This is a genomic window from Bacillus sp. EB106-04-02-XG92, from assembly GCF_058791995.1.
Window position 1 is genome coordinate 483,542 of record NZ_JBYTEA010000001.1, and the last position, 12,534, is coordinate 496,075.

A 12,534-nucleotide genomic window follows, 5' to 3' on the forward strand; every position below is an offset into this window, starting at 1 on the left:
TACTTTATGCCTCCCTCAATTTCTCCATTAATGCAAATAACGCTAACTTATAGCCATAAAAACCAAATCCAACAATTTGTCCTGCACAAACAGCTGCCGTCACAGATTCATGACGGAACGACTCACGCTGGTGAATGTTAGAAATATGTACTTCAATAACAGGAATCGAAATGCTCGCAATTGCATCTCGAATCGCATAGCTATAATGCGTAAATGCTCCAGGATTTAAAATGATCCCTTCATATATATCTTCCGCCTCATGAATACGATCGATAATCGCACCTTCATGATTCGATTGGAAACATTCTAACTCCACTCCCATTGTTTCTGCTTCTTGCTTCATATCTGCTTCAAGTGTCGCTAGCGTGCCCTTTCCATATACATTTACCTCCCTGACACCGAGGCGATTTAGGTTAGGACCGTTTACGAGGAGTACCTTTTTCATATGCTTAAAACTCCTTAATATTAAATATCTATACAACATTTTAACATAGGAGTTACTTATTTGAATAGTTTGTCTTCTCTTCTCCCTCTCGCTCGGCCTTATTCGTATTTACGGCGTAGGAAACAGAGTATGCTATAAACACACCATATAGTATAAAAATGCATATCGTCGTCACAATCGTTTCTTTCGGTAAATGGAGTGCACTTTTAATAGCAGGCGCTATTAACCCCATTCCGAAAAATAGTAACGCCCACCAAAAAAGACCATAAATCATCCCTGGAAGAATTCCTTCAAACTTTGCCAAAAACGCTTTATACAAAAAGGCAATTAAAATCGAAAGTAGTGCCATACAAACAATTCCTGACACATTGCCCCATACACCTTCTTTCCAGCTTCCAAAGGCAAATGGTAATAATAAATAGTTCGGTCCCGCTTCCGTAAATGAAAATATATGAAGGAAATACCATATCCCTCCCCAAAAGAGTCCACCAAATAAACCAATTTGTACAAAATTCCTTGTTCCTAATTGTTCTTGACTCACATCGACACCTCCGCTCAATAGTATGCCCGAAACTATTTTGAACCATGTTTAAATACTGCGAAATTTGTCTATAAAAAGAATAAGAAATGTCCGACTCTCGTAACATTTTTCCTTGTCATATACTTGTATTTGTCGATAAAATAAAGGAAACTCGGTGATTGTCTTATTTCAAAACGACAGAACCCAGTATGACAATTGCCTCTTTTTCTACATAAGAGAGAAACAAATACAGGTTGGTGTTAACATGGCAGAAGAGTCAAAACAAATATATGGCGGGCAAGCAGTCATAGAAGGAGTTATGTTTGGCGGTAGAGAATATACTGTTACAGCAGTTCGTCGTAAAGATAAATCAATTGAATTTTATCGATTACCACGCGTTCGTAATAAAGCATTATCTATCCTGAAAAAAATTCCATTTTTACGAGGGATTGCCGCTATTGTGGATGCAAGTGCGAACGGAGCAAAACATTTGAACTTTGCTTCAGAACGATTTGATGTCCACCCAGAAGAAGACGAACAAATTGCAAATAAAAAAGAAGAACAATCGAAATTAACGATGGTACTAGGAGTTGCAGCAGTTGGTGTTTTATCTTTCATATTCGGTAAAGTCATTTTCACAGCAATTCCTGCACTACTAGCTGAATTAACGAGACCGATTTTCCCCTCTCATACAGGGCAAATCATTGTCGAAAGTGTCATTAAGCTCATGCTATTATTGAGCTATATATACTTTATTTCTTTAACCCCACTTATCAAGCGGGTCTTTCAGTACCATGGTGCGGAGCATAAAGTAATTAATGCCCATGAGAATAATCTTCCGATGACTGTAGAAAATGTTCAAAAACAAACTCGCCTTCATTATCGTTGTGGCAGTAGCTTTATTATATTTACAGTCATTATTGGAATGTTTGTTTACTTCCTTGTCCCTACAGATCCACTTTGGGCCAGAGTCGTAAACCGAATTTTATTAATTCCAGTCGTTCTCGGCATTTCTTTCGAAGTGTTACAGTTTACGAATCGATTACGCGATATTCCAGTATTACGCATACTTGGATATCCCGGATTATGGCTGCAACTATTAACAACGAAAGAACCAACAGATGATCAAGTGGAAGTAGCCATTGCATCGTTTGAAGAATTATTACGTTTAGAAAACAAACAATAATTATTTAAAAATGGTGTTCAACTCCTTTCCTCATCGTTAATATACTATTTTTAATATATGTTTTTAGGAGGTGTTCCTTATGAACGGTCGTTCGTTTACTTTCGCTATATTTGTGCTTATTATCGGATTAGCAATATTCGGCCTTGTTTCATCTGTCATTACAGATCCAATGGGAGTGTTAAAAAATATTGGTATCATGTTGGCTGTCTTTGGTATCTTTTATTTACTCTACAAAATGTTTACAAACTCTAGTGGTTCTGCAAATTCGCAAAGCTCTTATAAGCGTGCTGCAAAACAATCGAACCGCAAACATGGGAAACAAAATGTAGCACCCCTAAGCAATTCTTTCTTTAAATCAAACGCTTCTAACGACAAAGGGAAAAAAGGCACTCCTTCCACTTTGAAGCGTAAAAGAAAACAATCTCATTTAACTGTCATTGAAGGTAAAAAAACAAAAAAGAAAGACCGTGCTTCCTTTTAGGAAATACGGTCTTTTTTTATATTTTGCAGTACTTCTTTCAGACTTTTATCTTTCATACTTTCAATTCGAAGGTGATGATTTTCAAAGGGTAAATTGCGCGTTACATCATTTGGTACAACAACGCACTTTAATCCTGCCGCAATCGCTGCTTTCAATCCGTTTAATGAATCTTCAAATACAACAGCTTCAGACGGATCAATCCCTAAATCTTCTATCGCAATTCGATAAAGTGCTGGATCTGGTTTTACCTTTTCAACATCTTCTCTCGTTTTAATGACTTCAAAATAATCTCGAATTTGTAGCTCTTCCAAAAAAGAAACAACCCATTCTCTAGATGAACTGGAAGCTAATGCGATTTTTAATCCCATTTCTTTCGCTTCTTCTAAATATTCTTTTACCCCGTCACGAGCTTCTGGTACTTTCATTTTCTCTTTATGTAAAGTTTTCACTTTTTCTTTTAATGCATGCTTGTTAAACTTCTCTTTTAATTGCTCATTTAAATACGTATACAGTACATCATCTGTCGTTCCAATACATTTTGCAAATTCCTCTAAGGGTAACTCCCCGCCATACTCACGAACGGCGTCTCTGAAAGAGTGAAACCATATTGTTTCTGTGTCCACAATTAATCCATCAAAATCAAAAATAATTGCTTTCATAATTCTCCCATCCTTTTCGATTGAAATAAAAAAGGAAACGACATACGTTCCCCTTAATTACTTTTCTCTTCATTTGCTTTTTGAACGCCACGAAGGGTTTCTACTCGAACCTCATCTTGTTCAAAGTATTGCACTAAATCACCAATGCGGTCAATTGCTTCCCAACTTAAATGATGTTCAATTCCTTCTACATCATTGTAAATCTTACTTTCATCCAAACCGATAATACGCATAAATTGCTCTAGCAAGTCATGACGGTATACGAGACGTTCTCCGATTTTTTTACCTTTTGATGTTAATACAAGCCCTCTATATTTTTCATAAATTAGATATTCATCTTTGTCTAATTTTTGCACCATTTTTGTTACAGAGGATGGATGTACACTCAGCGCTTCAGCAATATCAGATACGCGGGCATAACCCTTTTCATCAATCAACAAATAAATTTGTTCAATATAATCTTCCATACTAGGGGTAGGCATCGGTTTCCTCCATCCAATTTCATTTTGCTCATTCCGTACGAAGCAATCAATAAAATGATACACCAGAAAGAATAACGTGACAAGTTGAAAACAAGCCTAAATATATAAAACAAAAAAGAATCTGTATTTGTATACAGACTCTCCTTAAGTAAAGTATTGTATTTCTGCATCAGGAAAAAACTCATGTATATAACCTCTTATTGTTTCTTCTAATACTTCTGCATCATCTTTTTTATAAACGTATTTCCCGATTCCGTATCGCCCCCATTTATATTTACGCTTCTCTTCATCCATTTCAAGTTTCGTATTTGGATAGCGCTCTTGAATGACCTTTTTTGCCGGTTTTGTAAAGCGATGTTGAATTAATTCAAACGTTAAATTCGGTATCGACAAATCTTTTAGCGCATTGTACAGTCGCTCAAATAGTTCACGGTATCCTTCTTCCCACCCTTCATGCATATAAAGTGGCGCAACTATAAACCCAAGTGGATAACCCGCGCCTGCTACTTTACGAGCCGCTTCAATTCGTTCTTCAAACGGCGACGTCCCCGGCTCAAAATTTTTAATCACATACCGTGAATTAATACTAAACCTGAAACGAGTTTTTCCGTTATGTTTTGCGTCTAACAAATGATCAACGTGCGAATATTTCGTAACGAAACGTAAACGCCCGTATTCACTTTCTCCAATAAACTCTATCGCCCGCTTTAATGCATGTGTTAAATGATCAATCCCAACGATATCTGATGTACAAGCCGCTTCAAATCTTGTTATTTCAGGTGCTCTTTCATCCATGTATTGCTGTGCCTTCTCAAATATTTCATCAAGATTAACGTACACGCGAACGTAAGGCTTACTCCCAAGTGTCGTTTGCAAATAACAATAATGACAATGCCCCATACACCCTGTTGCAAGTGGAATTGCATATTCAGCTGACGGTTTTGACGTATCGAACTTTAATGTTTTCCTCACTCCAACGACAAGCGTTGCCTTTGCATTGCGATACTTTTGCAAATCATTTTCGCCTGGCAAATTTCTAATTTGATTATGAGATGTCGTTTCACGAATTTCTAGTCCCATCTTCGTAAACTTCTCATACAGCTCTTTTCCAAGTGGATATTCAAGTGCTTTCGGTTCAAAGTAAACAAGTTTTGGCATAAATGGTTTCATACGCTTCCCTCCTCTCGTTAGTATGAGAAATGAGGAACATTTAACACGCATTAAAGTTTTCCACTTCAGTAACTTGCGTTGCAAGTTACTTAATGTTATAATTTGGATAACATCTACCTTGCAAGGCAAGTTACCTGAATAAAAGGCGGTGAAATCATGCACAGCCAAATGTTAAAAGGCGTGCTCGAAGGTTGCATCCTATACATCATTTCACAAGAAGAAGTGTACGGATATGAACTGAGTACAAAATTAAATAAACACGGATTTACATTCGTAAGCGAAGGAAGCATATATCCATTATTGTTACGTATGCAAAAAGAAAAATTAATTGAAGGAACATTAAAAGCCTCCTCACTCGGTCCAAAGCGTAAATATTATCATGTAACCGCTAAAGGGTTAGAGCAACTTGAAGAATTTAAAAAAAGCTGGGGAATGGTTTCAACGACCGTAAACAACTTATTACAAGGGGAGTGATAGGGATGAATGCACAAGACATGATTGAATTGAATAATAAAAAACGTGAGCTTCTAACTTCCGAAAACGAAGCTGCTTATGGTGATATGCTAGTATATCTTCGGTTATCTAATGTACCCGAACATCAAGTAGAAGAACTTTTGTTAGAAATATTAGACCACCTTATCGAAGCACAAGCAGAAAATAAAAATGCTTATGACATTTTCGGAAATGATTTACAATCTTACTGCGATGAAATTATATCCGCTTTACCCGCCCAAACAAAATTAGAAAAAACTTCTTTAATTGGTTTTGTTATTAGTTTACTTCTTGCTATACAGTTTGGAATGGATACCCTTGCTTCTCTTTTCATTTTCCTGTTTGAAAAAGATACCGATATAATAAGTCCACCTTTTAGCATCCCTGGAACTACTTTGTCTATTTCATTAATTGTACTAGGAATACTACTTATTTTATATTTATTAAAGCGTTATTCTTTTAATAAAAAGATAAATTGGAAAAAACGAATTCTATTCGGGTTCGCTTTTGCTACTCCATTTTTTTCAGCTATATTCGTAAATATTTATTTTAGAAAACAACCTTATCTCATTTATCATTTAACATTTTGGCAAAACGCCTTAATCGCTATTTTATTTTTTGCTTTATATAAATTATTATATAAAAAATCAAATTTTTAACAGCCTTTCAAAAGGCTGTTTTTCTTCTGTCTAATTTTACAAATTGAAAAATTTCATAAAGAAAATAAGAAAAATGCAAAATAATTAAAGTTAATTGTTGACGTGATGCTTTTATTATCGGTATCATAAATCTTCGTGAGCAATTATTTTTCGTTATACGATTTTTTTATTATTACTGAATTTTTGAGAGGAGAAATTAGATGTCAGTTAAGAAGAAAACGCAAGTACGCACCGGCAAAATGGTACGTGAACTAATGTTAGCAGACGAAGATGTAAATGCTTCGCTAATTATGGTATATAGTGAAAACGGTGTAAACGCAGAAATTAAAATCGAGGGCTTAACGCCGAAATGTAACGAAGAATTATTTTTGAGCGGAAACGTGGATTGGAACAAGAGTGTTATTTATAAAATTGTTGATTTCACTGGGAACGCTGAAGTTGGTAAAGTTACATTAACAGCGATGAATAAAAACAATGTTTCTCTAGAAGTTGAACGCGTTATGTGGAGCAAAGAGAATAAAGAAGCTGCTGAGCAAGAAGAAACTGTTGTAGAAGCTACTCCGAAAAAAGAAGTAGTTGTAGAAGTTCCAAAAGCAGTTACACCGGCTCCAAAACCTGTTACGCGAGTAGAAACACCTGTAGCACCTAAACCTACTTCGGTACCAACGCCGAAGCCAGTAAGTGTAGAAGCAGCTGTGGAATTATCTACTCCAGCACCTGTGAAAAAAGCAGTACCAACTCCAGTTACAAAGCAAGAGACAGCACCGGTTGCGCCTGCAAAACCGAAGCAACCTGCTTTGACTGAAACAAATACAAAACTACAAGAAAATTATGTGAAACTCGTGAAAAAGACAATTGAAGTTTGTCAAGATTACGAGCTTGGCATCGACATAGATGATTCTATTGAAGGATTAAAACAAGAACTACAAAGCCAAGGTATTAGCGTTACATTCGACAAAGAAATTATGGACGTTGTAAATCGCCTTCGTTCTTTACAAGATAAAGGAATCAAAGTAGAAAAAGTACTTAATTTACTATAAAAAAATAAGAGGTGGCAATTGCCACCTCTTATTTTTTATAATTCCATTCGTTACTTTCATACTTTTCTTTTGCTAACGTTTGTACTTCATGTAATTGTTCTTCTGTTAATTCATACGGAACAAGCTCTACATCTAATCCTTTTTCAAACCCAACCTCAAACGCTTTAATTAACTGATCGATTGTAAACGTACGGTCTGTTAATTCATTAATTGCTACCGCTTTAGAAGAGAACATACTCTTCATACGTTCTTTTACACGTTCATTCGGGAATAAAAACAGGTCATATAACTCATCTAAATCTATTTCTAACGGAATCGACCCGTGCTGTAAAATAACACCTTTTTGACGTGTTTGAGCACTACCTGCGATTTTTCTTCCTTCTACTACGATTTCATACCAAGATGGTGCATCAAAACATACGCCTGAGCGTGGATTTTTTAAATTTTCACGATCTGCTTCTGTTTTTGGAACTGCATAATACGCTTCTAACCCTAATGCTTTAAAACCGTCTAGTAAACCTTGCGAAATAATACGATACGCTTCTGTAACTGTTTTTGGCATATTTGGATGATCTTCAGACACAATAACACTGTACGTTAATTCTTTATCATGTAGTACACCCCTGCCGCCTGTTTGACGACGAACGAATCCATATTTCTTTTCGTTAACTACATCCATATTAATATCTTTTTCAACACGCTGGAAATACCCGACTGTTAATGTTGGTACTTCCCATTCGTAAAAACGAATAGTTGGTGGCATTTTCTTTTCACTTTGCCAATTTAATAAACATTCATCTAACGCCATATTAAATGCCGGTGAACATTGACCAGAGTTAATATAACACCATTTTTCTTTTCCCATCCTGCACCTCATATAACCAATTATTTTTCACATTCTCTAGTCTACCAAATTCGACAAAATTTGTGAAAGAATACGAAATTTCTTCTTATATACAAATGAATCTGTTGCATAAATACATACGGGCATTATAATATTGAAAGTAGGATAAGAAAAAAGGGAGCGATAGAATCGTGTCAACAACTTGGATTATTTTATTAGCCGTAATCGTAGCGTTTATCGGTTACACTGTATGGATGTATTTCTATCAGAAAAAATTAATTAAAACACTTTCAGAAGAAGAGTTTCGTGCTGGCTACCGTAAAGCACAGCTTATCGATATTCGCGAAGCAGACGAATATACTGCAGGGCATATTTTAGGCGCACGTAACATTCCGTTATCACAAATTCGCCTTCGTCATAAAGAACTTCGTAAAGATCAACCAGTTTACTTATACTGCCAAAGCGGATTCCGTACTGGTCGTGCGGCTCAATACTTAAAGAAACAAGGCTACAAAGATTTCTACCAATTACAAGGTGGATTCAAAACGTGGACTGGAAAAATTAAAAAGAAATAATAACATACAAAAACTAGCTGAATGATTCAGCTAGTTTTTTCATTCCATATTATTTGCAATGTATAATAAATTTTTCTTAATCACATCTTGATCATTCTCTTGTGCATTACGATACAAGAGCTGATATTCAAGTCCTTTCTCTTTCCATATAAGCGTAGCAAATTCATCTCCTTGCCCAGAGTCATCCTTATTTTTAAAATAAGCGAATGCTCCATTATTCAATTTCATTTGTTCTTGAAATCGCTTCTCTTTCACGAGATTTGGAAAACTATAAGGAAAGTTTGCAACATTTAACTCAATATACTCATTTCTCCCCGGCTCCCGCTGCTTATATTTAATCATTAAGACAGCGTTCTTTTTTCCAATCGTTCTGACTTCCCCCTTCACATCACTCGTAATGTCATACGGTAAAAACGCCGGAACTTTAAATTTCACTGGAAAATATTTTGGAAGCTCCTTCAGCGGAATAGGATCCGTAACACGATCCATAGCTCCTCCTGTTGTTCCCACAAAGTGTTTTTCTTCTTGCATCGTTTGCTGAAACGAACATGAACTTAGCACGAAACTAGAAAACACGAAACAAATGATTCTTTTTTTCAATTTGTTTCCGCCCTTTCATACCGCTCTCTTAACGAACGAAGCGTTTATATGCTCTTCATATTCGCTTCGCTACCAAACTCCACCTTTGAAAACTTTCCACGTTATTCTCACACATTTTGACAAAACTATTTTGCAAACAAAAAGACTCCTATCATTCTTACGCCCAAGTGAAAAGGTTACGCGAATAAAAAGAAGCCTTATTCATACCATAGTTTGTGAAAAGCTTTTCAGGTCAAGATTTTTTCATTCTTATTATTTTCCCTTTATAATAAGGGGAAGAGGTGATACATATGGCCAATATAAAACAAATTGCAAAAAACGCTGGTGTATCCATATCAACTGTTTCCCGCGTCCTTAATAATCACCCTTACGTAAAAGAAGAAAAACGTAAGCGTGTTCTCGATGCTGTTGAAGAATTGAACTACGCAAAAAATATAAATGCTATTCATTTAATAAAGGGAAAAACATATACGATCGGTGTAATGCTCCCTTTCATTAACCTTCCATACTTCAGTACCATTATTGAAGGAATTGGAAACGAAGCGTTAGCTGCTGGATATCACATTAATTTATGTCAAACAAATTACGATAGCATTGAAGAAATTCGTGTTCTTGAAATGATGAAAATGAAACAATTCGACGGGATGATTATTTGCTCTCGAACGAGTTCATGGGAACAAATTGAACCTTTCGCAAAATTTGCTCCTATTATTTCATGTGAAAAAATGAACCACCCCCTCATTTCATCTGTCTACGTAGATCATTATGAAGGCTTCCGTCTCGGCACCGCCTATTTACTCAGTAAAGGTCATGAAAAAATCGGGATTTGTTTAGCAAGAAAAACAAGTGTAAATTCTATGGAACGTGAAAAAGCATTTGCTGATACACTTCGTAACGAAGGCAAAACGTTACATCCCGAATGGATTTTTCATCAATGCTATACAATGCAGGACGGTGCAAGAATACTCCACCGTATTTTAAACATGAAAAATCGTCCAACTGCTATTTTTACAGCGAACGATCAAGTTGCAGCTGGTTTATTAACAGAGGCTCGAAAACATGGCATTCGCGTTCCTGAAGACATTGCTATCCTTGGATTTGATAATCATGAAATTTCAAAGGCGTTAGAAATTTCCACAATTGAGCATCCCGGTCTCACAATGGGCTCACATGCTTTTTCTTTATTCCATAAGCAGATTCAGAGCGAGCAAATTGCCGGGAACGCAAAAGAGCTTTCATTCCATTTAATTGAACGAGATACTGTCTAAAAAGAGCGTTACCTATAACGCTCTTTTTTCAGCTCTTCCCCTATTGACTTTATATTTCCCATCTCATATAATGAACCTAACGAACGGTAGGTAGGGGATGAAAATGACAGCAAACCGCATTAAAGCTGTAGCACTTTCTCATTTCGCACGCTACGGCTACGAAGGAACTTCATTAGCAAATATTGCTCAAGAAGTTGGGATTAAAAAGCCATCAATTTACGCACACTTTAAAGGAAAAGAAGAGCTATATTTTATATGCTTAGAATCCGCTCTTCAAAAAGATTTACAGAGCTTCACAGACGATATCGAAAAATTTTCAAATTCGTCTACTGAAGAATTGCTCTTACAGTTACTAAAGGGCTATGCAAGACGATTTGGTGAAAGTGAAGAATCAATGTTTTGGTTACGAACTTCTTATTTTCCGCCTGATGCATTTCGCGAACAAATTATCGAAAAAGCGAATGCGCATATTGAAAACGTCGGAAAACTTTTATTCCCTATATTTAAACAGGCAAACGAGCAAAGTGAACTGCATAACATTGAAGTGAAAGACGCTCTAGAAGCTTTCCTATGCTTACTAGACGGACTTATGGTTGAGCTACTATTCGCAGGTTTAAATCGCTTTGAGACTCGTTTAAACGCCTCTTGGCAAGTATTTTGGCGAGGTCTTTCAAACTGACGGATTGCTCCTTTGCAATGCGTCGTTTTTAAGCCCTTTACCTAACGACTGGTAGGAAGGAGAAATGACATATGGCATGGATTTATGTAATCATAGCTGGTATTATTGAAATCTTTTGGGTCATTGGACTAAAAAAAGCGGAGGCACCACTTGAATGGGCTGGTGTTGCGTTATTAATTACAATTAGTTTCGTTTTATTATTTAGAGCTTATAAAGATTTACCTGTCGGCACTGTATACGCCGTCTTTACAGGAATTGGAGCTGGTGGGATCGTTCTGACAGAAATTTTGATCTTTGGAGAACCTTTCTCTATTGTAAAAGTTTTATTAATCGGCTTAATCTTCTTCGGCGTAATTGGTTTAAAACGAGTAACAGAAGAAAAAGAAGCGAAGGAGGCCGCATAAAATGGCTTGGTTATTTTTAATTCTAGCTGGTATTTGTGAAATTATTGGTGTACTCTTTATGAAAGTAGCCACTGAAAAGAAAGGCTGGGCACCAAAAGTTATTTTAATCGCCAACTTCGGCGTAAGCTTTTTCTTCTTATCACTTGCGATGAATACATTACCGATGGGAACTGCTTATGCGATTTGGACTGGAATCGGAACTGCCGGAAGTGCACTTCTAGGTATTCTTATTTTCCGTGAATCAGCGGATTGGCGTCGTCTTGCCTTCTTAAGCTGCATTCTATGCGGCGCTGTTGGCTTAAAACTATTAAGCTAACGTGAGGTGAATGTCATGTGGAAAGAAAAAGGGAAGCAACTGTTAGCATGGATTACGCTTGGGACTGTCATTCTACTGCAAATCAGTTTTCATATAATACAATGGTTGTTTCATAAAATAGTATCCATTCTCACGTTCCTTCCTAACATGACACTTGAAATTATATCAATCGTTTGGTCCATCATTGCCTCCATTGCAATCGTCATTATATGGAGTATCGCCAAACTATGGAATAAAACATTTAAAAAGGACAGTACTTCTGAAAAAGAGTAACTGTCCTTTTTTATATTTATTCAGACTTTCTGTAGAAGTTTGATGTGATAAGACAAAGAAGACCAACTATGACAATACTTATACCAATTCCTTTATGTAAATTAGGAAATGGTGATGGTATATCTGAATAGAAATTTGCTAATATGAGACCGATTGAAAATAGAAATATCCCTATTCTATATAACCATTTTCTTTTGTTCATCATTCTCCCCCTAACATTTTTCATACATTCCTTTCTGTTGGACATACTACCTAAAAAAGGAGTGGATAATATGCAAAATTCCGTACATAAGCAGATCCTATTTTTATTTTTCCTCTTTCTCATTCTCGTTATCGTTTTCAGCTTTATATTACATACTCCAAAAGATGTTGTACCGAATAGTCTCTCTGTTTATAAACTTTTACTTTCATATTGTCGTTATTGAAGAAGGTGCCTTACAT

The 12,534-nt window shown here is 36.1% G+C and carries 19 protein-coding genes; 11 read left to right on the forward strand and 8 right to left on the reverse strand.

Translation table 11 applies throughout. The annotated features are described in order from the left end of the window. Positions 1 to 4: 4 nt before the first annotated feature. The gene (aroQ, locus tag AC3WVA_RS02505) at positions 5 to 445 is read right to left on the reverse strand and encodes a type II 3-dehydroquinate dehydratase (RefSeq protein ID WP_000757087.1); all 441 of its coding nucleotides are present in this window, start codon (positions 443 to 445) and stop codon (positions 5 to 7) included. A gap of 52 nt (positions 446 to 497) precedes the next feature. Beyond that, on the reverse strand, positions 498 to 986 hold the full coding sequence (locus AC3WVA_RS02510) for a YqhR family membrane protein (protein WP_048531086.1): 489 nt from the start codon (positions 984 to 986) through the stop codon (positions 498 to 500). A gap of 244 nt (positions 987 to 1,230) precedes the next feature. Between AC3WVA_RS02510 and AC3WVA_RS02515 the strand changes: the two genes are divergently transcribed. Both AC3WVA_RS02515 and AC3WVA_RS02520 read left to right on the forward strand, forming a co-directional pair. After that, complete coding sequence (locus tag AC3WVA_RS02515; protein WP_098344885.1) at positions 1,231 to 2,151, forward strand: DUF1385 domain-containing protein; 921 nt, start codon at positions 1,231 to 1,233, stop codon at positions 2,149 to 2,151. A 79-nt stretch (positions 2,152 to 2,230) separates the two neighbouring features. After that, positions 2,231 to 2,632 carry an SA1362 family protein gene (locus AC3WVA_RS02520; RefSeq protein ID WP_098344884.1) on the forward strand — a complete coding sequence of 134 codons (402 nt, stop codon included), beginning with the start codon at positions 2,231 to 2,233 and terminating at the stop codon, positions 2,630 to 2,632. Here AC3WVA_RS02520 and AC3WVA_RS02525 read toward each other — a convergent pair. From AC3WVA_RS02525 to splB, 3 genes are all read right to left on the reverse strand, one after another. After that, positions 2,629 to 3,291: an HAD family hydrolase gene (locus tag AC3WVA_RS02525; protein WP_048531092.1), complete on the reverse strand. Its 663-nt coding sequence runs from the start codon at positions 3,289 to 3,291 to the stop codon at positions 2,629 to 2,631. The two genes, AC3WVA_RS02520 and AC3WVA_RS02525, sit on opposite strands and share 4 nt — an antisense overlap. A gap of 53 nt (positions 3,292 to 3,344) precedes the next feature. Then, positions 3,345 to 3,773 (reverse strand): transcriptional regulator MntR, encoded by a 429-nt coding sequence (gene mntR / locus AC3WVA_RS02530; protein WP_001143071.1) that lies wholly within the window; start codon positions 3,771 to 3,773, stop codon positions 3,345 to 3,347. Between the two features lie 144 nt (positions 3,774 to 3,917). Then, complete coding sequence (gene splB, locus AC3WVA_RS02535) at positions 3,918 to 4,943, reverse strand: spore photoproduct lyase (RefSeq protein ID WP_071757296.1); 1,026 nt, start codon at positions 4,941 to 4,943, stop codon at positions 3,918 to 3,920. Between the two features lie 156 nt (positions 4,944 to 5,099). Here splB and AC3WVA_RS02540 point away from each other — a divergent pair, with 156 nt between their 5' ends. The 3 genes from AC3WVA_RS02540 (at position 5,100) to AC3WVA_RS02550 (ending at position 7,134) form a co-directional block, all read left to right on the forward strand. Then, positions 5,100 to 5,417: a PadR family transcriptional regulator gene (locus tag AC3WVA_RS02540; protein WP_098344883.1), complete on the forward strand. Its 318-nt coding sequence runs from the start codon at positions 5,100 to 5,102 to the stop codon at positions 5,415 to 5,417. A 5-nt stretch (positions 5,418 to 5,422) separates the two neighbouring features. Beyond that, positions 5,423 to 6,094 carry a DUF1129 family protein gene (locus AC3WVA_RS02545; protein ID WP_141539414.1) on the forward strand — a complete coding sequence of 224 codons (672 nt, stop codon included), beginning with the start codon at positions 5,423 to 5,425 and terminating at the stop codon, positions 6,092 to 6,094. Between the two features lie 200 nt (positions 6,095 to 6,294). Further along, positions 6,295 to 7,134, forward strand: a complete 840-nt coding sequence (locus tag AC3WVA_RS02550) for a hypothetical protein (protein WP_048531098.1) — start codon at positions 6,295 to 6,297, stop codon at positions 7,132 to 7,134. A gap of 28 nt (positions 7,135 to 7,162) precedes the next feature. On the opposite strand, the gene AC3WVA_RS02555 is transcribed toward AC3WVA_RS02550, so the two are convergent. Beyond that, complete coding sequence (locus AC3WVA_RS02555) at positions 7,163 to 7,999, reverse strand: lipoate--protein ligase family protein (protein ID WP_048531100.1); 837 nt, start codon at positions 7,997 to 7,999, stop codon at positions 7,163 to 7,165. A gap of 170 nt (positions 8,000 to 8,169) precedes the next feature. On the opposite strand from AC3WVA_RS02555, the gene AC3WVA_RS02560 reads away from it, so the two are divergent. Then, a complete protein-coding gene (locus AC3WVA_RS02560) occupies positions 8,170 to 8,553 on the forward strand; it encodes a rhodanese-like domain-containing protein (protein WP_048531103.1) in 384 nt (127 codons plus the stop codon). Positions 8,554 to 8,592: 39 nt separating this feature from the next. Here AC3WVA_RS02560 and AC3WVA_RS02565 read toward each other — a convergent pair whose 3' ends face one another. Then, positions 8,593 to 9,129, reverse strand: coding sequence for a hypothetical protein (locus AC3WVA_RS02565; protein ID WP_048531874.1), 537 nt, complete (start codon positions 9,127 to 9,129; stop codon positions 8,593 to 8,595). Positions 9,130 to 9,443: 314 nt separating this feature from the next. On the opposite strand from AC3WVA_RS02565, the gene AC3WVA_RS02570 reads away from it, so the two are divergent. The 5 genes from AC3WVA_RS02570 (at position 9,444) to AC3WVA_RS02590 (ending at position 12,093) form a co-directional block, all read left to right on the forward strand. Next, the gene (locus tag AC3WVA_RS02570) at positions 9,444 to 10,421 is read left to right on the forward strand and encodes a LacI family DNA-binding transcriptional regulator (RefSeq protein ID WP_098344881.1); all 978 of its coding nucleotides are present in this window, start codon (positions 9,444 to 9,446) and stop codon (positions 10,419 to 10,421) included. Between the two features lie 97 nt (positions 10,422 to 10,518). Beyond that, on the forward strand, positions 10,519 to 11,100 hold the full coding sequence (locus AC3WVA_RS02575; protein ID WP_141539415.1) for a TetR/AcrR family transcriptional regulator: 582 nt from the start codon (positions 10,519 to 10,521) through the stop codon (positions 11,098 to 11,100). Positions 11,101 to 11,171: 71 nt separating this feature from the next. Beyond that, on the forward strand, positions 11,172 to 11,504 hold the full coding sequence (locus AC3WVA_RS02580; protein WP_048531106.1) for a DMT family transporter: 333 nt from the start codon (positions 11,172 to 11,174) through the stop codon (positions 11,502 to 11,504). Position 11,505: 1 nt separating this feature from the next. Further along, positions 11,506 to 11,820, forward strand: coding sequence for a DMT family transporter (locus tag AC3WVA_RS02585; RefSeq protein WP_046956356.1), 315 nt, complete (start codon positions 11,506 to 11,508; stop codon positions 11,818 to 11,820). Positions 11,821 to 11,835: 15 nt separating this feature from the next. Next, positions 11,836 to 12,093 carry a DUF3975 family protein gene (locus AC3WVA_RS02590; protein ID WP_492321772.1) on the forward strand — a complete coding sequence of 86 codons (258 nt, stop codon included), beginning with the start codon at positions 11,836 to 11,838 and terminating at the stop codon, positions 12,091 to 12,093. 16 nt (positions 12,094 to 12,109) lie between these two features. Here the strand turns inward: AC3WVA_RS02590 and AC3WVA_RS02595 are convergent, their stop codons facing one another. Further along, positions 12,110 to 12,295, reverse strand: coding sequence for a hypothetical protein (locus tag AC3WVA_RS02595; RefSeq protein ID WP_048531110.1), 186 nt, complete (start codon positions 12,293 to 12,295; stop codon positions 12,110 to 12,112). Positions 12,296 to 12,534 lie beyond the last annotated feature (239 nt).